Genomic DNA, 21,829 nt, shown 5'->3' with positions numbered 1-21,829 from the left:
TCCTAATTTAGAAACAAAATCCTGCCCCCCTTCGCTTAAAGGAGTTCTGTAGAATAACCAATGTAGGAACCAATACGTTTGGGGTTAGCTCTACAGATGGCCGCGGCGGTAACAATTCAAAACCTGAAGAAGTCCTACGGGGCGGTAGAGGCAGTGCGCGATGTGTCGCTCACCATTGAGCCTGGCGAAATTTTTGGCCTGCTAGGGCCCAACGGAGCGGGCAAAACTACCACCATTCGCTGCCTCTGCACCCTGACCACCCCAGACAGCGGCACGCTTGAAGTAATGGGGGTTTCGGTAGTCGAGCAGCCTCGGCTAGTGCGCCAATATCTTGGCTACATCGCCCAGGAAGTTGCTCTAGACAAGGTACTCACCGGACGCGAGCTATTGCGGCTTCAAGCCGATATTTACCACATGCCTAAAAGTGTGTCTGGCCCTCGCATCGACCAGATGATCGACCTGCTAGAGCTGGGTGACTGGGCCGACAAAAAGACCGGCAACTATTCTGGGGGCTTGAGAAAGCGCCTAGATTTAGCTCTAGGGCTGCTGCATCAGCCCGATCTGCTGGTGCTTGACGAGCCCACGGTTGGCCTCGATATTGAGACGCGATCGGCGGTGTGGAGCTTTCTGCGACAGCTGCGGGCAGCCGGCACCACGATTTTAATTACCAGCCATTACCTCGAAGAGGTCGATGCCCTGGCTGACCGGGTGGCGATTATTGACCGAGGCCGAGTGATTTCGGCGGGCACCCCTAGCGATTTGAAAGACAAGATTGGGGGCGATCGCATCACCCTGCGCATTCGCGAATTCACCTCCGACCAGGAGGCTGCCAACGCCCGCACCATGCTGGCTGAGCTGCCCTTTGTGCGCGAGGTGATCGTCAACGCGGCCCAAGGAAATTCACTCAACCTAGTAGTTGACCGTCAGCCCGACGTGCTGTTGACGGTACAGCAGGCGCTCAAAGCCGCTAATCTGCCTGTGTTTGGCATTGCCCAATCGCGCCCTAGCCTTGACGATGTGTACCTGGCCGCCACAGGCCGCACCCTGATGGATGCGGAGCTGGCTGCCGTAGGCCAGCGCGACCTCAAGAAAGAAAAGAAACAGGCCATGAAGGGACGCTAGGATAACACCATGAGCACCACTATTCCCACTCCATCCCCCCGGCGCGAGGCTGCCCCCAGCCTTGAAAATTCAGACCTCAAAGCCTGGAAGGCTGACCTGATCAAATCCCAAGGGCTGGTCTCTGGAGCCTTTGTGCAAGAGACCCTAGCTATGACCCGGCGACTGTTTATCCAGCTTCAGCGTCGCCCGACTACCCTGGTGGCCGGGGTAATTCAGCCGCTGATTTGGCTGGTGCTGTTTGGGGCGCTGTTTCAAAACGTACCGGCTGGGCTGTTTGGCGAAAGTCGCAACTACGGCCAGTTTTTGGGGGCGGGTATCATTGTGTTCACCGCCTTTGGGGGGGCACTCAACGCCGGGCTACCGGTGATGTTTGACCGCGAGTTTGGCTTTTTGAACCGGTTTTTGGTGGCACCTTTGGCCTCGCGCTACTCCATTGTGGTGGCGTCGGCACTGTTTATTGCCGCCCTGAGCCTGGTGCAAACGGCGGCAATTTTAGGCCTTAGCGCTGTGCTCGGTGCAGGGTTGCCCAGCCTGCCGGGGCTGCTGCTGGTGCTGTTTATTGTTATGGCGCTGGTGCTGGGTGTGACGGCCCTCAGCTTAGGGTTGACCTTTGCGCTACCTGGCCATATTGAGCTGATCGGGGTGATCTTTGTGACAAACCTGCCCCTGCTATTTTCCAGTACGGCTCTGGTACCGCTGGAGTTCATGCCCCAGTGGCTACAGGTAGTGGCTAGCTTAAACCCACTCACCTACGCTATCGAGCCCATTCGCTATGTCTACCTGCACCCAGCATGGGGTTTCGGTGACACAGTGCTGCAAACGCCTTTTGCGGCAGTTTCACTGGGGGTTTGTTTAGCGGTTTTGGTGGTTTTCTGTGGTCTGTCGTTAGGGCTAATTCAGCCTCTGCTGCGCCGCCGGATTGCTTAGTGCCAGATCTACTCGACCAGTTACAGAGCTGGTCTGATAGGGGTCGGCAGCTAGCGAGTTAGCCGCTACAATGGCAAGCGTAGGCAGCACAGTTTCCCTGTGCCCAAAGTCTTAGTTGTTATGGTGTCAAGGAGTGCTCCTATGGCTTACCCAAGTTTTCTCTCTAGACCGGTAGCTGTTGCGATCGCAGCAGCTAGTCTGTTAGTTCTGGCTCCGGCAGCCTTGGCCCAGTCCACGGACACCGACCCAACCCGCACCCCGCGCGTCGATACCAATGAAGGCTTTGGGGACAGCGATGCCAACGGCGGTATCTTTGGCGAAAGCAGCAGCCCCTTCGATTTGATTCACCGGGCGGTGCTGATGAATGAGCGCAGCTCTACCGACTTTAGCCGCCAGCATCGGGGCCGCATCAGCGACGAGGCGCTCAATTTCCGCACTCTGCAGCAAAATGCCCTGCGCCGCCAGCAGCCCCAGATTGAGGCGACTGAGGTCATCACTCCCACCACCGGAGAAGAGTAAGCCACTTCTAGGCAAAAGATAGCTTGCCCTCGAAAATGGGCGTACCCCAAAACAACGAAACATCGCCACTGAACTCTCGGTGGCGATGTTTTTTAGCTGCTTCGAGCACCGGCCTGAAAGACAGAATGAAAGCTTTGTATCCCTGTGTCTAAGCTTTTAATCCATTCACGAACCGCTACAGCTGGCAGGTGAACAGACGGCTGAGAAAATAGTTGACCATTTTGGCTCCATAGGGAGAATCCCACCAGATAATGGGATAGCAGCCGACGGGATCATCTAGATCGTGGCGGGCTTGGTCAATCGTTTTCCACTGATCGTCTTGCCGCCAGCCAACCTGTTCGGCTAGGCGATTAAGGATGACGGTGTCTTGAATCAGCGCTGTTTCAAGGGTGCCGCCTACAGATTGGTAAATTTGGAGCTGCACGCTAAAGCCAAAGCGACCGCCCGTGTAAGTCGTCCACAGGCGATCGACCACCCGCAGTACGTTGCACGAAAACAGGCGCACGGCATCTGGAGTTAGGTCTTCGCGATCGGGGGTGCCTGCCTCCTGCAAAATTACCCGCACGGTTTCTTCGTCAGCCTCCCTCAGCTTGCCCGTCTTAAGCAGCCGCTGAAGGGGTTGGTAGCGTTCCACGTCGGTTACAAGGGTTAGCGCGTCTTCCAGACGAGCGACGCGCTCCGTTATCCCCTGCTGAATAAAGCCTTCTACCCTGGCCTCTAGCGCCTCTAAGCGAGCAGCTAGGTCAGCCTGCGACCCTTCATCCATATCGACTCCTTAGAAGTATTGAGAGCCAGAGCCATGCTCTGGGACGGCTGTGCGCCTTGGTCACCAGATGCTAAACGAACTTGATCAACGCTATAAATTCTAGTATTGCCCGGTCGCGATGATCGCGATCGCAGCCCTAAGCAGGGTTCTCCCCCTGCGATTCCCGGGGGGGTTGCTCCACAAATCGCATCGGTGCCATGGCCTCGTCTTCGTCTAGGGAACGAGAGCCGTCGTTGCTGAAGTTGGTTGAGGTAGTCGCAGTCGGCGGTGCCCCTGGCCCAACGCGAAACAGCCGGTCTTCTAGGCCCTTAAGCAGCACGTAGAGCACCGGCACTACTAGCAGGCTCAGCACTGTCGCTACCAGCAGCCCCCCAAACACCGTGTAGCCGACCGACCAGCGGCTGGCGCTACCCGCCCCAGTGGCGATCAGCAGCGGAAAGAAGCCTACCAGTGATGAAATCGCCGTCATGATGATTGGGCGAAATCGCTGCTCGGCGGCGGCAATTGCAGCAGGCACCAATCCCAAACCCTGACTTCTGGCCTGGTTAGCAAACTCCACAATCAGAATGGCATTTTTGCTGGCGAGGCCAATTAACATGACCATCCCTACCTGAGCATAGACATTGAGCTCTAGCCCGCGCAAAAACAGAAACACCAGCGCCCCCAAAATTGCCAACGGCACCGTCAGCAAAATAATAATCGGGTCGATGTAGTTCTCGTACTGGGCTGCCAGCACCAAAAACACAACCAGCACCCCAAGGCCAAAGATCACGGTTGAGAGGCCGCCAGAGGCAATTTCTTCGCGGGCAGTGCCCTGCCAGTCCTGAGCTACGACTGGTAGCGCCGCCTGGGTATGGGCATCACCCATAGCCGCGATCAGCTGGCCGGAGCTAGCCCCCGGCGCGGGCATCCCCTCTAGCTTGATCGATCGCAGCAGATTGAAGTGGTTGATGGTAGATGGGCCGACCACCTCGCTCAGAGTGACCACCTCTCCTAGGGGCACCATAGTACCCTGACGCGATCGCACGTAGATATTATTGACATCAGACGGTTCGTTGCGGGCTTCTTGCTCAGCCTGCACATAGACGCGGTAGTTGCGCCCACCGCTGGTAAAGTCGTTGACGTAGCGGGACCCCAGATAGGTGCCCACAGTACTCAGCGCCTCGCTAATGTCCACATCGAGCGCCTTAAGGCGATCGCGGTTAATATCTGCCTGCACCTGGGGCGAGCTGGCGGTGAACTGAGTGAAGACCCCCATGGAGGCGGGTGACTGGTTAGCCAGTCCCATAATTTCGTAAGCGTTGCCCAAAAACTGGTCGATGGTCATCTGGTTGCCACTGCGGTCTTGCAGCTGCATCTCCAGCGCACCTGTGGGGCTAAAGCCCGGCACGGGTGGAGCGTTAAAGGCAATTACTAGCGCCTCTTGAATGCCAGATAGCGCTCCATTAACCTTGGGCAATAACCCCGCGACGGTCGACTCAGTGCCACGCCGCTCCTCCCAGGGAGCCAGGGTGGCAAAAAATACCCCCCGATTGGGCGATGGTCCGTCAAAGCCAAACCCCGACAGCATAAAGGTGCTAGTCACCTCCGGAAATTGGGAGATTAGCTCATCGGCCCGCCCCATGACCTGCTTGGTGTATTCCAGCGAGACCCCGTCAGGGGCCTGCACAATGCCCAGAAAATAGCCCTGGTCTTCTTCGGGCACAAAGCCCGTGGGCACCAAGCGCAGCATGAAGAACATTAGCACCAGGCCCACGGCAAACAGTGCCAACACCCCATAGCGCAGCCGAATCAGCACTCGCACCAAGCGTCGGTAGCGCTCAGTTATCCACCCCAGGAAGATGTTGAAGCGATCAAAGAACCGCCCCAAGAGGCTACTGCGTGGGCCGGGAGGCGTTGGTCGCAGCAGCAGGGCCGACATGGCAGGCGAAAAGCTGAGAGCGTTAAACGTCGACACCAAAATAGCGAAGGCGATGGTAAGAGCAAACTGCTGGTAGATCTTGCCGGTGCTGCCCGGGAAAAACGCCACTGGAATAAACACCGCCATCAGCACTAGACTGGTGGCCACCACCGCTCCAGCCAGCTCCTGCATAGCATCGAGGGCAGCTAAGCGGGGGCGCATGCCCTGGTCAATCTTGGCAGCGATCGCCTCCACAATGACGATCGCATCGTCCACCACCACGCCCGAGGCCAGAATGCAGCCAAACAGGGTCAAGGTGTTGATGGAAAATCCGAATACCAGCAAAAAGGCCATGGTGCCGATCAGCGAGACGGGAATTGCGATCGCCGGGATGATAGTCGACCGCCAGTCCTGCAAGAAGATAAACAAAATCAGCAACACCAGGACGATCGCTGTTACCAGGGTAATCAGCACCTCTTCGAGGGATACCCGCACAAAGTCAGTGGTATCGAACACCAGCTCGGCCCTGAGACCCGGTGGAAAGCTTGCCTGAAGTTCAGCGATGCGATCGCGCACGGCCTGAGCGACCTGTAGAGCGTTACTGCCCGGCAGCTGATATACCAGCAGACCGGCTGCTAGCTTGCCGCCCGTTTTGGCATCAAAGCTGTAGTCCTGGGCACCTAGCTCAGCCCGACCGACATCCCGCAGTCGCACCAGATTGCCGCTTTCGCCCACCTTCACCACTAGATTCTCAAACTCGCTCACCTCCTCTAGGCGACCGGGCAACCGCACCGTGTACTGGTAAGCTTGGCTGCTGTCCACCGGCGGTGCCCCAACTGAGCCGCCTCCCACCTGCACGTTTTGCTCTTGCAGGGCTGTTACCACATCACCGGGGGTGAGCGACTGACTTGCTAAGGCAGTAGGGTCAAGCCACAGGCGCATCGCATAACGACCCGCCCCAAACACCTCAGCGTTACCCACACCGTTGATCTGCTTCATCTCATCGAGAATGAATAGATCGGCGTAATTGCTCAGGAACAGTGTGTCGTAGCGATCGTCATCGGTAAAGAAGCGATACACCAGCAAAATACTAGGCGACTGGGCGTTTACCGTTACCCCCAGCTGGCTCACCTCCGGCGGCAGCTGGGGCTCAGCCCGAGACACTCGGTTTTGCACATTCACCTGAGCAAAATCTTTATCCTGTCCCGGCTGAAACACAACGTTGATGCTGCTCTGGCCAGTGTTAGTACTGCTGGAGGTGATGAACTCCATCCCCTCCACGCCGTTGATCTCACGCTCCAGCACCGTAGTGACGTTGTTTTCTACGGTCTCAGCATCGGCTCCCGTGTAGTTGGCCGCTACCGAGATCTGTAGGGGCGCGATTTCGGGCAATTGCTCGATGGGCAGTAGCGGAATCGCGATCGCCCCTGCCATCACAATTAGCAGGGTGCACACGGTAGTGAGCACCGGGCGACGAATAAAGTTGTCAGCAATGGAGAACAGCGCCATGGGTGAAATACCGGGGGCTTAGGGGGTAGAAGAGCTTTGATTCCTGAGAAATCGCTTTGCAAATTGCGCCACGCAGACGCCGAGCAGTCGTCAAGCAGCAAATAGTTTCGTCAATCAGGCGAGGGCGTAGCTGAAGCCTGGGCCTTAGAGTCAATCGGCCTGCCGTCTTGCAGCTGTAGAATGTTGGTCACAATTACCTCGTCTCCGGCTTCTAGACCCTCAATCACCTGGTAGTTTCCTCCCTGGATTGGCCCAAGCTGTACCGGTCGCTGAGTGGCTACCCGCAGGGTTTGACCGTCTTCCTGAGGCTGATCGGTGGCCACAAACACAAAGCTCTGCCCGGCGATGCGGGTAACTGCCACCGTGGGTACCAGCAGCGTAGCGGTAGTACTCCAGATCAGTCGCGCTCGCACAAACTGACCATCGCGCAAATTGCCCGCCTCGTTAGGAAAGCGAGCTTTGACCAAAATCGATTGACCCTCGCCATCCACCTCAGGCGAGATAAAGCTGACGCTTCCCGTAGCCAGGGGTTCACCCGTGTCAGGGCTAAGCAGCTCTACCGGAATGCCCGTTCGCAACTGGCTGGCTCGGGTAGTCGGCACCTGAATGCGCAAAAGCAGGGCGCTGTTCTGAGTAATGGTGGCCAGGGTGTCCCCTGCCTGTACATAGTCACCGACCTTGAGTGACACATCACCCAAAAAGCCCGCCACCGGAGCCACTACTTGCTTGAAGCCAACATCTGCCTGGCTGACGTCCACCTGAGCCTGGGCCTGTTCAAAGGTTGAGAGCGCCTGCTGTAGCTGAGCCTGGGCAGCTCGCACATTGTCTGAGGCCTGGCGTTGGGCAGCCTGGGCAACGTTTAGCTGGTTTCGGGCATTGTCCAACTCTTGACGGCTCAGCGCTCCGGCCCCCACCAGGCGTTCGGTGCGGCCAAAGTCAGCTGTGGCTAGCTCGACATCAGCCTGGGCACGGGCTAACTCTGCCTGAGCCGCATCGACTTGGGCCTGAGCAGCATTGCGCCCAAAACCAGCTGCCTGAGCAGCCGCCTGATTCGCCGCCACCTCAGACTGCACCTGGTTAGTGCTGAGCTGCACTATGGGCTGCCCCTTGGCAACGGCACTGCCAGAGTCGGCTAGCACCTGAGTGACGCGGCCCTCAACCTCTGGTTTGAGCTCAATGCGCTGCTCAGCCTCCAAAGCCCCAACAAAATCAGAGCTTTCCTCGAAGGTACCGGGCTGAAGCTCCTGCACCTGCACCTGCACCGCCGGGGGGCCGGTCATAGCGTCTGGTGCCGGTCGACTACAGGCCGCTACAGCTAGCGACAGGGTGAGGGCGGCCCCCAAAACCTGCCGCGATCGACGAGTATTCACTGGCAGCATAGGATAACTAAACTTTGAGTGCTGGTTAGACATCGGATGCCATTGCTTAATAGTAATTCAGAGAACTTGGAGTCATGGCGTCGTCACCGCTTGGGCTCACAGACGACGTCCCGCCCTCTCCAATGTGTCGAAAAATCAGGGTTGCTCAATTCAGCGAGCGTAGCGAACCTCCGTCGGTAAGGTAGAGCTTTAACAGGTCAATTAGCAAACGGGCATGGTCACGAAACGAGCAGCTTTGCGGTTCGTAGATGCGGTGCAGCAAAATGCCGTCTACTACGCAGCTGAGAAAACCTACCAACTTTGGATCGTCTAGTCCTAGCAGGGCAGCTACCTGCTGCTCGCTCTCTTGCCAAACCTCATGAAATACATCGGTTGGGACACCGCTCTCTCGGTGCTGATGCTGATAAAACTCAATCCAAATCAGCGTCTTCTTTCTTAAGAAGTCTTCGTTTTGAGCGACATACTCTAGGGCGGCTTCTACGCGGCCCAAGACGCACTTTTCTTGGCTCGCAACGGCGATCGCGCTTTGAATGTCTTGTAGCGTAGTTTCACGCACCAGTTGTTCAAACAGCCCTTCTTTACTGGGAAAGTAGTGATAAAGCGTACCTGTTGACACCCCTAGGCCTTGAGCGATTTGGCGCATGGTCAGCGCAGCGTAGCCCTTTTCAGCAAATAGATCAAAGCATTGGTTCAACAGCTCCCTGCGGTACTCGTCATGGTCAACGATTTTGGGCATACACGCTCAGGCGCTGCGGCCTACCTCTAAGCAGCTTCAAAAGCCTATCCCATCACCGCAAATTTTATGTTGGACGATCGGTATAAAAACAATAGCCCCTTTATTCTGCCTTGTAAACCCTTTGGACCTGGTGACCTATGGGTGTTCTTGCAGTTTTGCCGGTGGCCTGCCGCCCCCTTAACTCCGGTGCAAAACAATTTCCATAAAGCTAGGCAGTTGTGGTAAGCGGACTAGGGCAAGGTCGCATTTTTTAATGCTTAGGTGTTGCTTTTCCTTATAAATGTGTGAATTTTGTTTAGAGCCTGGACATTGGTTCAGATTTCACCTTACATGGGCATGGATTAAGGACTTACTTAATCATTCGCACACCGCTAGCTGTAGGCCTTCTAGGCCTTTTCCCAAGATTGTTGGCGGACAGCCCATTCGCTGTAGAGCATTTCTGTAGGAAGGGCAAGCTTTTGAAAGGCAAGAGTAAGTGTAGGTTCGTTCGTTAATAAGTACGGGAAAACAGTACGGTGCAAAATCTGTTGGCAAGGTCAACATTTCGCTATCAGGTCTTTTGGTTGTCTTGTCTCGATACTTTGACTGTGAGTCGTCTAGCTAGCTCAGGTTTGCTAGGACGGCTTAAAATCCAACGCCCAAAACGAAGTCGCGAGGGGTTGTCCAGTTCGTCGGCGCTCTGGGCAGGCATTTGGCCTAAAGCATTTGATGATTATGTGGGTTATGGGGAGGCAAATTGAATATTCATAGTCTTAAGCTTCAACGACCAAAACCTCGCAATGTGAGACGAGAGTGGCTATCTAACCCCAAGGCAGACATTATGGCCGGGGCAGTGGTAGGACTGGCACTGATACCGGAGGCGATCGCGTTTTCGATCATTGCTGGAGTTGACCCTAAGGTAGGGCTTTACACCTCGTTTGTTATTGCGGTCACCACTGCGTTTCTAGGTGGACGCCCGGGGTCAATCTCAGCTGCCACTGGGGCTATGGCCCTGCTGATGATTGATCTAGTGCGGGACTGGGGACTAGAGTACCTGTTGGCGGCTACTCTCCTAACCGGCATTTTCCAGGTAATTTTTGGGGTGCTGAAACTGGGGCGCCAGATGCGCTATGTGCCTCGGGCAGTGATGGTAGGCTACATTAACGCCTTAGCAGTGCTAATTTTTTTGGCCCAGCTGCCCCAGCTCACCAATGTCCCGCCGGCAGTGTATGCGATCGCGGCCCTTTCTCTAGTCATTATCTATGGCCTGCCTCGGTTCACTAAGGCAGTGCCCTCGCCCCTAGTCGCCCTGTTTGTAATGACCACAGCAGTAATTGCCCTAGGCATCGAAGTGCCTACCGTAGGCGATATGGGCGAGTTGCCCACCACCCTACCCATTTTTGCCCTACCCAAAGTACCGTTTACACTCGAAACCTTACGTATTGTGCTGCCCTACTCCCTAACTATGGCAGTAGTAGGCTTGTTAGCCTCGTTTCTCACCGCATCACTTGTAGATGAGCTAACCGATACGTCAAGCGACAAGAATCGGGAGGCTAAGGGACAGGGTATTGCCAATATCATCACCAGCTTTTTCGGCGGCATGGCTGGCTGCGGCATGATCGGCCAATCAGTGATCAACGTACAGTCAGGCGGGCGAGGGCGATTGTCTACTCTGTGCGCTGGAGTGTTTTTACTGTTTGCTATTCTCGCCCTCAGTGGTTGGGTGCGTCAGATGCCCATGGCCGCCCTAGTGGCAGTAATGATTATGGTTTCAATTGGCACCTTTCGTTGGGCTTCGTTTCGCGACATGGCGCGCATTCCGCGCAGCGAAACAGCGGTAATGCTGACCACTATGTTAGTCACCATTTTTACCCGCAACTTTGCCTTGGGGGTAGCTACAGGCATTGTGATGAGCACAGTATTTTTCTCGCGCAAAATTGCCCGGCTAGTATTTGTTGACAAGGTGCTGCACGATGATAGTAGCCACAGAATCTATAGCGTATCGGGGCAGCTTTTTTTCGTGTCTGTCGATGAGTTTGTAGAAGCCTTTGACTTTAATGAATTTGTCGATCGCATCACCATTGACCTAACCCACGCTCACCTCTGGGATCAAGGAGCTGTGGCCGCCTTAGATAAAGTGGCAAACAAATTTCGCCGGACCGGAGCGGAGGTGGAGGTGGTAGGCCTAAACGAGGCCAGCGCTACCCTATTCGAAAAGCTAACTCCCCATAATCAACTCAATCAATCTCTACTCAAATCGCAACCCGAAAGCCATTTATGAAGCGCCTCCTACTGTGTACAGACGGCTCCCTGTTTGCCCAGAGCAGCTATCACTACGGAGCCTGGTTTGCCAATCAATTAGGAGCCAGCATAGACGTCCTATATGTTAGCGACAGTCGAGGCGAAGTCATCGCAGAAACCACTGATCTCAGCGGCAGTATTGGCCTGGGAGCTTCAGACAGCTTACTTAAAAAGCTAGTAGAAGTAGAACACGAACAGGCCAAGCGCAATCACCAACAGGCCAAACTAATTCTGGCCAATGCCGAACGGACCCTCACCAACCATGGGATTAAGTCAGTACAGCTACTCCATAAAACCGGTTTTTTAGTTGACTGCTTAGAAAGCTTAGAAGCCGACGCTGAACTAATTGTGATTGGTAAGCAAGGGGAATCAGCAAACTTTACCCCAGAACATCTAGGCACCAATGTCGATCGCATCGTGCGCAGCAGCACTAAACCCTGCTTAGTCACACCCTAGGAATTTGTGCCTGTAGAACGGCTGTTAATAACCTACGACGGCAGCCCTACTGGAAAGCGCATGCTCACCTTTTTGGCTAACATTCCCAGTCTCCACTTTCTTGGAATTCATCTGCTGATGGTTTCCAAGGCTGAGTCAGACATCACCACGACCGAGTGCATGGCCGAAGCAGTGTCGCTGCTACACCAAGCTGGCATTGAGCCCGTGATAAATATTCTTGTTGGGGAACCCGAAAAGTTGATTTCTCAGTACATTCAAGAGCAAAGCATTAGCCTATTACTGATAGGTGCCCATAGTCATCGTCAAATTCTTCACGCAGCTATTGGCAGCACTATAACTCAACTACTGAAAAACAGTCAAGTTCCAGTGCTGCTATTTAGGTGAGCTGAGCGGCGTTAATTCAACTTTTGACAGGCTATGCAAACTAAAAATTAGAACTGTAGCTATTCTAGGTTTTTGAATCTATCTTCAAAAAGAAATCTTCCTTCAGAGAAGGAGTGAATAGACGGCTTATAAGCAATTTTGCTCACCGCATCAGTCGCCGTCATGTTAGACGGTTTCTAAAGCAGGCACTTTCGCCGAGATAGAATAATACGAGTTGTCGTCTATCAACTGCATGAGGTAGGCACCATAATCGCTTTTGGTCAGTGGTTTCGCCAAGCGATAGAGCTGTTCGCCAGAAATATAGCCCTTCTGATAGGCAATTTCCTCCACACAAGCAATCTTTAGGCCCTGGCGTTCCTCTAAGGTTTGAATAAAACTAGACGCTTGGTGAAGAGATTCATGAGTGCCAGTATCTAACCACGCGTAACCTCGGCCCAATAGCTCAACCTGAAGCTCTCCCTGTTCAAGATAACAACGGTTTAGGTCAGTAATCTCTAGCTCTCCCCGTGCAGAAGGCGTTAGCGTAGCCGCTAGATCGCAGGCTTGAGAGTCATAGAAATAGATACCCGGGATAGCATAAGGCGATTTGGGAAACTGAGGTTTTTCTTCAAAGCCAAGCACTCGCCCACCTTGGTCAAACTCAATTACACCATAGTGCTGTGGATTCGCAACCTGGTACCCAAAGATTAAAGCTCCCTGTTGCAGTCGAGCGGCCTGCTGCAGCAGACCTCCCAAGCCATCGCCGTAGAGAATGTTGTCGCCCAAAACCAAACAAGCTGGCTCACCATCTAGAAATGAGCGACCAAGGATGAAAGCTTCGGCAACGCCTCCGGGATAGGGTTGCTCCATATAGCTAAACTGCAAACCCCATTGACTACCATCACCAAATAACTGTTGAAACAAAGGTAGCGAGCCAGGGGTAGAAATCACCAGAATTTCTCGAATGCCAGCTAGCATCAGCACCGATAAAGGATAATAAATCATCGGCTTGTTATAAACAGGCATAAGCTGCTTATTTACAGTCAGCGTGAGGGGGTAGAGACGAGTTCCAGTTCCACCAGCCAGGATGATACCCTTCATAAGAAGTACTCCAAAAGTTTATAAGATTATTGATGGAAGTTTTTGTCAGAATTTCTGTTAGTTTTTAACCAACCGACTGAAATAGTTCTTGTGAATCCAGTTATGGTAATCATCGGATTGCACTTGTTTAACCCAGTCAATGTTCTCGAGATACCATTTAATGGTCTTTAACAGACCACTATCAAAGCTCTCTTTGGGCCCCCAACCTAATTCAGCATGAATTTTTTTACAGTCAATGGCATAGCGCTTGTCATGTCCAGGGCGATCTTTGACAAAAGTAATCAATGAAGCATGTTTAATATTAGCTTTGGGTGCCAGCTCATCTAGCAAAGTGCAGATGGATTCAACTACGGAAAGATTAGTTTTCTCATTGAGACCACCAATGTTATAGGTTTCACCTACAGTTCCTTGTTGAATAACTTGATGAATCGCATCACAGTGGTCTTCAACATAAAGCCAATCCCTAATATTTTGGCCATTTCCATAAATCGGCAGTGGTTTACCCTTAAGAGCATTAAGAATAGTCAGAGGAATTAGCTTTTCTGGAAACTGATGGGGGCCATAGTTATTCGAGCAGTTAGTGGTAAGGGTAGGTAGCCCATAGGTGTGGTGATAAGCTCGAACTAAATGATCCGATGCTGCTTTACTCGCGGAGTAAGGACTATTAGGTGCGTAGGGAGTAGTTTCACAAAAAGGTGCATCTTCAGGGCCAAGAGAACCATAAACCTCATCGGTGGAAACGTGGAGGAAACGAAACGCTCTCTGGCTCTCTAGCGACAGTTCATTCCAATAGCTGCGAGTAGCTTCTAGTAGTCGAAAAGTGCCTAGAATATTAGTCTGAATGAACGCTTCAGGCCCAACGATAGAGCGATCAACGTGGCTCTCTGCAGCAAAATTCAAAATGGCGTCAGGACGATAACGAAGCAGAATACTGGAAACCAATTCAAGATTGCCAATATCTCCGTGAATAAACTGGTAGCCCGGATCATTCTTCAAGCCGTCCAGGCTATTTGGATTACTAGCATAGGTTAGCTGATCTAAATTGATAATGTTAGCCCATTGTTCTTGTCGGGCTTTAAGAACAAAGTTAGAACCAATAAAACCACATCCACCAGTAACTAAGAAAGTTTTCATACGCTATTCACTAGCATTAAAGAACAAGGGATTTTAAAGATTTGAAAGAGGACGCGATCGCCTATACTACGCTGAAGACTGATCTGCTCAAAGCAGTTACGACATCGCCAAAATCATACTATTGCCATCTGCTTGTTAATCTTAGCCAAACTGTGGCTAGCTAGCCATTGTTGAGTACTCGGAGTTTGACTAAGCCATTGATTAGCTAAATCAGCCCATTTCACAGGCAAGCGCAGTTGATGCCAAGTCTCGTGAGAATTCTTAGAAATACGTTCATAGAGTTCCGCGTTGGTCAACACCTCCTCAATACAGCTTGACAACGCTGGAACATTACCTTCAGGAAAAATCATAGCGTTGACACCATGCTGTAGGTACCCTTCAAACATTGGATGATCAGAGGCAACGATAGGAGTACAAGCCCTTAATGCATGATGAATAACCAAAGGAAATCCTTCCGGATATGTATGGTGACTGGGAACAATGACTAAATCAGCTTGGTTCATCAAAGGCTCAACCGTATGGTTGGGAACAAAACCCAACAAATTCACACAGTCTTGTATACCAAGTTTTGAAATAAGGTCTTTAGCAAAGTTTGAATGATCCGAACCTACTATATCAAGATGGATAGGTAGGGACTTTTCTTTCAATCTCTTAACTGCTTTAAGTAAATCACCAACCCCTTTGCTTTCGCAGATATTGCCGACGTAGCATAAATTCCAGTTTTTTCTATTAAAAGACAACGGCTTAGGTGAAAAGCTTCCAGGATCAGAATCAACCAAAAAGTCCCAAGGGATAATTTTTTCCGGCCTGACTCCTAATCGCTGGAGTCTGCGCGATGAATTAATGCCATAGCTGCCAATCCACTGAATAACGGGTTTGTTCAACAGCATGACAATTTTCTGATTTTTGATTCTACGGACTGCTCTGTGCAGAACACTGGTATTTCGGGTAGGAGCTGTTCCAAGGAATGTCGTAAGTGTTGGGATATTATGACTAACGGCCCAGTTCAAAACGTCCGTATCAAATAGAGACAGGATTAGATGAGTTGGATTATACTCTTCAATAAGCTGAATTATTGTTTTGACGTCAATATCGTGGTGCTCATGAAACCCGCAGCCAATTGTTTGAACACCGTTAGGTAATACCACGTTATAGGCTTCTTGCGTTATATAAACGAGGGTTGCAACTTTATCTGCATACTTTTTAAGCCCTGCGTAGGCCTCAAGAGAATACTTTTGAGCGTAATAAGTTTCGTCACCTCCAGAAGCAAGGCGGTGAAAATCCGTGCGAATATCTCCTGCAAAGTTAACGATTAAAAGTCGCATCTAAAAATCACTCTCTTAAAAAAATTTAAAGGGTTTTCATGCAGTGCTAAGTTAGCTTTATAGCTTTCAAAGCAACGTTTGATGAACTAAGGAAATAATGGAGTCTGCTTCTTCAAAGGTCATATCGGCGAAGAGAGGCAGTCGCACGATGCGATCGCAAATATCCTCCGTAACTGTTAACTCACCTGATTGCCGACCGTACTTCTGTCCTGCTGGAGCGCTATGCAAGGGAACATAATGGAAGGTCGCCTGCACACCATAGCGTTTTAGGTTGGTAAGGATTTTAGAACGAGTTTCTAAACTATCTACTAGGAGATAGTAGATATGGGCATTATGCTGACACAACTGAGGAACGGTAGGACGCCGTACCTTGTAGTCCTTCTCAAGCGCTTCGAAAGCGTGGTGGTATCGGTTCCAGATAGCTAACCGGCGCTGAATGATGCTATCAGCATGTTGAAGTTGTGACCACAAAAAGGCGGCAAGAATGTCGCTAGGCAGATAAGAAGAACCAATATCGACCCATGTGTATTTGTCCACATCACCTCGAAAAAACTGACTGCGATTAGTACCCTTCTCCCAAATTATTTCCGCTCGCTCTACTAGCGAAGAATCATTGACGACTAGTGCTCCCCCTTCCCCTGACACAATATTTTTTGTGCCATGAAAGCTAAAGGCAGCCATGTTTCCAAAGCTTCCAACTGGCTGATTATTATATTTAGAACAGATCCCTTGGGCCGCATCCTCAACGACTTGAAGCCCGTACTGATCAGCTAGTTTTAGGATCAAGTTCATTTCACAACTTAAACCAGCATAATGTACAGGCGCGATCGCTTTTGTCCTAGTTGTGATTGCAGCCTCAAGCTTAGTTTCGTCCAAGTTCAGAGTATCTGGTCGAATATCAACAAAGACTGGCACACCTCCCCTAAGAACGACAGCATTGGCAGTGGAAACAAATGTGTAAGATGGCATGATTACTTCATCACCTGGTTCAATACCAGCCAGAATAAAAGCCATCTCTAGGGCTGCTGTGCATGAATGAGTTAGCAACACTTTCTCTGCACCGATATGCTCTTTTAGCCATGTTTGGCACAGTTTTGTGTATTGGCCGTCCCCTATGATACAACCACTGAGAATTGCCTCTTTAATATGGAGAAGCTCTTCTCCATTGGTGCTCAGCTTGCTGAAAGGGATATTTTTAATTGCTTGCTCTTGAGGTAGAGATATCATTTTGTGTAAATTCACGAGTATTTATTGAATGAAATAGGTGCTGTGAAGGAAATACGTCAAAAGAGATCTACCCAAAAGCTCGTACCTAGAAAGTACCCAAAACAAAGCGTTGATAGCATCAATCTCAAAAAATAGTTGAGAATTTCACGTATCGTGACACAGATCACTATTTTAGTTTTGCTGATGAGATTAGATTAGTAGTTTGAACTTCAAGACATTTTTTAAATCTCAGCTTTGGCTCAAAGAGAAATTTTTAATGCTTAAAAAGGATGGCAGCTAGAAGTGTTGCAGAAAAGCGCTAGTTACTTTGAAAAGAATTGATGTACAAAGTTACCTCAGCTGAAGAGAGGAATCTCCTAATCGAGTTTTGCTAAAAATCGCTTTATGAAATATGCCTGACAATACTGAATATGCACTGCCAAAGCTTCGGCCAAACTGCTTACATGAGAAACAGACAGTTCATTTATATTTCTACTTCGGCAGATAAAAGCTTTATGAAGCCTAAGCAATTTCTAGCTACTTATTTTTGTTATTGCAATCAGGAATCATGAGTAGATTTCCCATTGCCATTACTTAAACTGTTTATAAACAAAAATTAATCAGTGTATACACTTACCGACCCTGAAGAGAAAAGAAAATATCAGCCATAATAGGAGAAGCAGGATTGCGAGTAAAAGATAGTCACTCTTGACTAGGTAGAAGTCCGCAGCATGTTTTGTGGCTAGCTAGTTATTCAAAAGCCCTACAATCCCAATCGGGCGCTAATGGTAGCCAGCACCGACTCGCTAAGCGCGTTGTAGTCATAGCCACCTTCAAGGCCAAACAAAATTTTGTCGGTGACGTTTAGGCACTGGCGGGTAAAGATGCCAAAGTCTTTGGGGGAGAGGTTAACACCGGCTAGGGGGTCAGCGGCGTTAGCGTCATACCCAGCACTGACGATGAGCAAGTCGGGGGCGAAGGACTTGAGGAAGGGAATCACCTTTTGGTCAAACTTCACCTGATAGTCGTCGCTGGCACTGCCGGGGGGCATGGGTAAGTTCAAAACGTTTTGGTGAAAACCGGTTTCGCTGCTGTGGCCCGTGCCGGGGTAAGCGGGAAGCTGATGGAGAGAGCAGTAGGCGATCGCCTTGTTCTCCTCCACCAAAGCTTGGGTGCCGTTGCCGTGGTGCACATCCCAATCGAGGATAGCAACGCGATCAATCGCAGGTTGGTCTAAAGCATAGCGGGCCGCGATCGCCGCATTGGAGAACAGACAAAAGCCCATACCGCGATCGCGTACTGCATGATGCCCTGGTGGCCGCGCCAGTACAAAGGCCGAGTGCCCTGTTTCAAGCACGTAGTCGACGCCATCGAGCCAGGCGCTTACCGCCAACCGCGCCACAGCGTAGCTAGTCTCAGATACCACGGTATCGCCGTCGATATAGCCACCGCCCGAGTGAGCAATTTCCCGCAGGGCCGTGACATAGCGGGGGTTATGAATCTGGGCAATCAGGGTATCCACATCCCGCTGGTTCACTGGGGTGGGCTCGCGCCAGTCGAGGTGGTCGGCCCAGGCGGCTGTCTCTAAAACAGCCACAATCGCTTTCAATCGACCCGCATTTTCAGGATGGAAACTGCCAGTATCGTGGGCCAAAAAATCGGGCGAATAGATAACGGCAAAATCGGCCAGGGTGAGAGCGTGGTGCACGGCAAACTCAGGGGTGGTGAACTACTACGAATTAAGGATTCAGCTAGGGCGGTGAAACGTCGCTAAATCAAGCCTCTTGCGCCCCTTCATCCACCATAGCGCCTGCTGATTTGAACCGGGGAATTCGTGCTAAAATATAACTCACATGAGTCCGCAAAAAACATGCTGATTAAGCGCTATTCAGCACCGCTCGGTGCGAGGGTCTGACTAGCGCTTTGTTGTTCGCAAATTCGGAGTTTTTTAGCCTATGGCAACCCCAGAAGAGCGTATCGTCCCCACGGATCTGCGCGTTGAAATGCAAAGCTCTTACCTGGAATACGCCATGAGCGTGATCGTGGGTCGGGCACTGCCAGATGCTAGGGACGGGCTCAAGCCAGTGCATCGTCGCATTCTCTATGCTATGCACGAGCTGGGTTTGGCTGCCGATCGCCCCTTTCGTAAATGCGCCCGCGTAGTTGGAGAAGTGCTGGGTAAGTATCATCCCCACGGCGACACAGCGGTGTATGACGCCCTGGTGCGCATGGCCCAAGACTTCTCCATGCGCATGCCGCTGATTAACGGCCACGGCAACTTTGGCTCTATCGACAACGACCCGCCAGCGGCGATGCGATACACCGAGTGTCGTCTGCAATCGTTGACCAGTGACTCGCTGCTGCAAGATATTGAGTCTGACACCGTCGATTTTGCCGACAACTTCGACGGCTCCCAGCAAGAGCCGGTGGTAATGCCGTCACGGCTGCCCCAGCTGCTGCTCAATGGCTCCTCGGGTATTGCCGTGGGGATGGCGACCAACATTCCGCCCCACAACCCCGGCGAGCTGATCGACGGCGTGATTGCGCTGATCAATAACCCCGACATTTCCACCGCTGAACTGATGGAAATCATTCCCGGCCCCGACTTCCCCACGGGTGGGCAGATTCTGGGCCGCAGCGGCATTCGCGATGCCTATATGACCGGGCGGGGCTCGGTCACTATGCGCGGTGTGGCTAGCATGGAAACCATTGAGCACCGGGGACGGCCCGACCGCGAAGCCATCATCATCACCGAGCTGCCCTACCAGACCAACAAGGCGGGGATGATCGAGCGCATCGCCGAAATGGTGAACGAGCGCCGCCTGGAAGGGATTTCGGATATTCGCGACGAGAGCGATCGCGACGGCATGCGCATCGTGATCGAGTTGAAGCGTGATGCTTACCCTCGGGTGGTGCTTAACAACCTCTATAAGCAGACGCCGCTGCAAAACAACTTTGGCGTCAACATGCTGGCCCTGGTTAACAGCGAACCCCAGCTCTTGGGCCTTAAGCGCATGCTGGAGGTCTTCCTTGAGTTCCGCGAAGAGACCATTGTGCGCCGTACCCAGTACGAGCTGCGCCGGGCCCAAGAAAAAGACCACATTCTCCAAGGCTATCTGATTGCTCTGACGAATTTAGACGCCATTATCGGGCTGATTCGTAGTGCGGCCGATACCCCTGCAGCCAAGCAAGAGCTGATGGATACCTATAGTCTGTCAGACTTGCAGGCCGACGCCATTCTGCAGATGCAGCTGCGTCGCCTCACCGCGCTGGAGGCCGACAAAATTCAGCAGGAGCACGAAGAGCTGGTCGCTAAAATCACCGACCTGGAAGATATTTTGGCCCGTCGCGAGCGGGTGCTCGAAATCATCACCACCGAGCTGGGTGAGCTCAAGGCCAAGCACAACAGCCCTCGCCGCACCATCATTGAAATGGATGATGCGGAACTGACCGACATCTCCCTGATTGCCAACGAGCAGGTAGTCATTTTGGTCACCGACCAGGGCTACATCAAGCGCATGCCGGTGGCCACCTTTGAGGCCCAGAGCCGCGCCACTCGAGGCAAAGCCGGGGCCAAGATGAAGGAAGACGACGGCGTGCAGCACTTCATTACCTGCTACACCCACGACTACCTGCTGTTCTTTAGCGATCGCGGCGTCACCTACGCCCTGCGGGCTTATCAGATTGCCGAAGGTTCTCGGACCTCGCGGGGTATGCCCATTGTGCAGATGTTGCCCATTCCTAAAGAAGAGGCAATTACCTCAGTGCTAGCGGTGCGCGAGTTTACCGACGAAGAATACCTGGTGATGCTCACCCAGGGCGGCTTTGTGAAGAAAACGGCCCTATCCGCCTTCAGCAATATTCGCACCAACGGGTTAATTGCCATTTCCCTCGAAGAGGGCGACCACCTCAGGTGGGTGCGCTTGGCCCGCAACACTGACAGCATCTTGATCGGCTCACGCCGGGGCATGACGATTCACTTTAAGGCTGATGACGACCAGCTGCGGCCCTTGGGCCGCCCCACGCGTGGGGTACGGGCTATGGCTCTGCGCAACGGTGATGAGCTGATCAGCATGGATATTCTGCCCAGCCAGGTGGTGGAAGCGGTGGTGCAGGCCACGGAGGCAGGCAGCAACAGCGACGATGACGATGATATCGTGACCAACGGCAGTGAGGGTGGCCCCTGGGTGCTGGTGATTACCGCGTCGGGTCTGGGCAAGCGGGTGCCGGTGGCCAAGTTCCGCCTGCAGAACCGGGCCGGTATGGGCCTGATGGCGATTAAGTTCCGCAAGCGCGACGACGCCTTGGCCTCGCTGCTGGTGGTGGGCGAGGGCGATGAGCTAATGTTGGTGACAAATCGAGGCATTATCATTCGCCAGCGGGTGAACGATATCTCGATTCAGTCGCGTCCGGCAACCGGTGTGCGGTTGCAGCGGCTCGATGCAGAGGATGCGATCGCCGCCGTCGCTGTCGTGCCCCCTGCCTTGCAAGAAGAACCCTTCGAGGACACGGTAGAAGCGATTGTGGAAGCGATCGAGGAGGCTACTGAGGTATCCACCGAAGTGATCCTTACCGAGGCATCTACCGAAGCCACTCTTGAGGAACCCATCTAACTACTGCCCCGCCTTTGGGAAAGGAAGTCGCCATGGTGGATCTGGGGTTAACCCACATTGCCCTGCCCGTTGCTGACGTAGAACGAAGCATTGCGTTCTATAAAGCCTATGCGGCGATGGAGGTGATTCATCACCGGGTCGATCAGGCGACCGGGGTCAGGGTTGTGTGGTTGTCTGATCAAACGCGCCCGTTTGCGATCGTGCTGATTGAGCAGGCTGCGGTGCAGCCTCTGCTGACGCCCCTGGCCCACTTAGGAGTTGGCTGCAAGAGCCGCGAGGCAGTGGATACGCTGTGCAACCTGGCTCGGCAGGAGGGTTGTCTGCTGCAAGACCCTGAGGATTCTGGCTACCCGGTGGGCTACTGGGCCTTTTTGCGCGACCCCGATGGTCACACACTAGAACTCTCCTATGGGCAAGAAATCGGGCTGGCCGTGAAGCAAGACCAAATTAATGGCCATTGCCCTTAAATTCCCACAGCTTGACGAGCGTACCA

At 52.5% G+C, this 21,829-nt stretch carries 17 protein-coding genes; 8 read left to right on the top strand and 9 right to left on the bottom strand.

The genetic code is table 11. The features are described 5' to 3' along the window. The first annotated feature begins 96 nt into the window (after nt 1-96). From H6F75_RS10420 to H6F75_RS10410, 3 genes are all read left to right on the top strand, one after another. A complete protein-coding gene (locus tag H6F75_RS10420; RefSeq protein WP_190751868.1) occupies nt 97-1,122 on the top strand; it encodes an ABC transporter ATP-binding protein in 1,026 nt (341 codons plus the stop codon). Nucleotides 1,123-1,131: 9 nt separating this feature from the next. After that, nucleotides 1,132-2,049: an ABC transporter permease gene (locus H6F75_RS10415; protein ID WP_190751866.1), complete on the top strand. Its 918-nt coding sequence runs from the start codon at nt 1,132-1,134 to the stop codon at nt 2,047-2,049. A gap of 141 nt (nt 2,050-2,190) precedes the next feature. Next, on the top strand, nt 2,191-2,568 hold the full coding sequence (locus H6F75_RS10410; RefSeq protein WP_190751864.1) for a hypothetical protein: 378 nt from the start codon (nt 2,191-2,193) through the stop codon (nt 2,566-2,568). A gap of 175 nt (nt 2,569-2,743) precedes the next feature. Here the strand turns inward: H6F75_RS10410 and H6F75_RS10405 are convergent, their stop codons facing one another. The 4 genes from H6F75_RS10405 to H6F75_RS10390 form a co-directional block, all read right to left on the bottom strand. Then, nucleotides 2,744-3,334, bottom strand: a complete 591-nt coding sequence (locus H6F75_RS10405) for a GUN4 domain-containing protein (protein ID WP_190751862.1) — start codon at nt 3,332-3,334, stop codon at nt 2,744-2,746. 136 nt (nt 3,335-3,470) lie between these two features. Beyond that, nucleotides 3,471-6,743 (bottom strand): efflux RND transporter permease subunit, encoded by a 3,273-nt coding sequence (locus H6F75_RS10400; RefSeq protein ID WP_190751860.1) that lies wholly within the window; start codon nt 6,741-6,743, stop codon nt 3,471-3,473. Between the two features lie 110 nt (nt 6,744-6,853). Continuing rightward, nucleotides 6,854-8,122, bottom strand: a complete 1,269-nt coding sequence (locus H6F75_RS10395; protein ID WP_190751858.1) for an efflux RND transporter periplasmic adaptor subunit — start codon at nt 8,120-8,122, stop codon at nt 6,854-6,856. 145 nt (nt 8,123-8,267) lie between these two features. After that, entirely contained in the window at nt 8,268-8,858 is a 591-nt protein-coding gene (locus tag H6F75_RS10390; protein ID WP_190751856.1) for a TetR/AcrR family transcriptional regulator, read from the bottom strand. A gap of 820 nt (nt 8,859-9,678) precedes the next feature. On the opposite strand from H6F75_RS10390, the gene H6F75_RS10385 reads away from it, so the two are divergent. Genes H6F75_RS10385 through H6F75_RS29000 form a run of 3 tightly spaced genes read left to right on the top strand, consistent with a single transcriptional unit; the run spans nt 9,679 to nt 11,978 of the window. Then, on the top strand, nt 9,679-11,118 hold the full coding sequence (locus tag H6F75_RS10385; RefSeq protein ID WP_190752266.1) for a SulP family inorganic anion transporter: 1,440 nt from the start codon (nt 9,679-9,681) through the stop codon (nt 11,116-11,118). Further along, the gene (locus H6F75_RS29005) at nt 11,115-11,594 is read left to right on the top strand and encodes a universal stress protein (protein WP_242019874.1); all 480 of its coding nucleotides are present in this window, start codon (nt 11,115-11,117) and stop codon (nt 11,592-11,594) included. Before H6F75_RS10385 ends, H6F75_RS29005 begins: the two co-directional genes overlap by 4 nt. A 60-nt stretch (nt 11,595-11,654) precedes the next feature. Then, complete coding sequence (locus H6F75_RS29000; protein WP_242019872.1) at nt 11,655-11,978, top strand: universal stress protein; 324 nt, start codon at nt 11,655-11,657, stop codon at nt 11,976-11,978. A gap of 165 nt (nt 11,979-12,143) precedes the next feature. Here H6F75_RS29000 and rfbA read toward each other — a convergent pair whose 3' ends face one another. From rfbA to H6F75_RS10355, 5 genes are all read right to left on the bottom strand, one after another. Further along, nucleotides 12,144-13,058 (bottom strand): glucose-1-phosphate thymidylyltransferase RfbA, encoded by a 915-nt coding sequence (gene rfbA, locus H6F75_RS10375; protein ID WP_190751854.1) that lies wholly within the window; start codon nt 13,056-13,058, stop codon nt 12,144-12,146. 57 nt (nt 13,059-13,115) lie between these two features. Beyond that, a complete protein-coding gene (gene rfbB / locus H6F75_RS10370) occupies nt 13,116-14,192 on the bottom strand; it encodes a dTDP-glucose 4,6-dehydratase (RefSeq protein WP_190751852.1) in 1,077 nt (358 codons plus the stop codon). Between the two features lie 113 nt (nt 14,193-14,305). Continuing rightward, a complete protein-coding gene (locus tag H6F75_RS10365; protein ID WP_190751850.1) occupies nt 14,306-15,517 on the bottom strand; it encodes a glycosyltransferase in 1,212 nt (403 codons plus the stop codon). Nucleotides 15,518-15,583: 66 nt separating this feature from the next. After that, nucleotides 15,584-16,744, bottom strand: coding sequence for a dTDP-4-amino-4,6-dideoxygalactose transaminase (gene rffA / locus H6F75_RS10360; RefSeq protein ID WP_190752264.1), 1,161 nt, complete (start codon nt 16,742-16,744; stop codon nt 15,584-15,586). 742 nt (nt 16,745-17,486) lie between these two features. Next, on the bottom strand, nt 17,487-18,431 hold the full coding sequence (locus H6F75_RS10355; RefSeq protein ID WP_190751848.1) for a histone deacetylase: 945 nt from the start codon (nt 18,429-18,431) through the stop codon (nt 17,487-17,489). Nucleotides 18,432-18,678: 247 nt separating this feature from the next. Between H6F75_RS10355 and gyrA the strand changes: the two genes are divergently transcribed. Both gyrA and H6F75_RS10345 read left to right on the top strand, forming a co-directional pair. Next, nucleotides 18,679-21,336, top strand: coding sequence for a DNA gyrase subunit A (gyrA, locus tag H6F75_RS10350; RefSeq protein ID WP_190751846.1), 2,658 nt, complete (start codon nt 18,679-18,681; stop codon nt 21,334-21,336). Nucleotides 21,337-21,368: 32 nt separating this feature from the next. Further along, nucleotides 21,369-21,803: a VOC family protein gene (locus H6F75_RS10345; RefSeq protein ID WP_190752262.1), complete on the top strand. Its 435-nt coding sequence runs from the start codon at nt 21,369-21,371 to the stop codon at nt 21,801-21,803. The last annotated feature ends 26 nt before the right edge of the window (nt 21,804-21,829 follow it).

Source organism: Nodosilinea sp. FACHB-131 (assembly GCF_014695395.1).
GTDB lineage: Bacteria > Cyanobacteriota > Cyanobacteriia > Phormidesmidales > Phormidesmidaceae > Nodosilinea.
This window is presented reverse-complemented; position numbering and strand designations above follow the sequence as displayed.